Annotated in this window: 1 protein-coding gene; it reads right to left on the bottom strand. The window is 61.2% G+C overall.

Annotated elements, in window-relative coordinates; genetic code table 11:
- Positions 1–258: DUF3597 domain-containing protein (locus ACR9ZK_RS22530; protein WP_481344154.1), on the bottom strand; the 258-nt coding region annotated here is incomplete at both ends.

The following is a 258-nucleotide window of genomic DNA, read 5'->3' as shown; positions in this document are numbered from 1 at the left end:
GGCCGGCACCTTGCCGCCATTGTCCGCGAGCTTCTTCAGAAGCGCCTTGTGGAGAAATATGTTCATCTTGGCAGAATCGCCGGCATCACCGGTATAACCCAGTTCCTGCGCCAGCTCCTTGCGCTCCGAAAGGCTCGCGTCCATGCCGAGCGCCTTCATCAGATCGACGATCGAATGTTTCCAGTCGAGCTTCTGGCCACTCTTCTTGACGGCCGCGCCGAGGATCGAGGCGATATCGACCGGAGCGGCCGGCGCGCT

This window comes from Monashia sp. HAY1-5C, from assembly GCF_056755255.1.
Note: the sequence above shows the minus strand (reverse complement) of the source record. Positions and strands in the feature narration are given on the sequence as shown.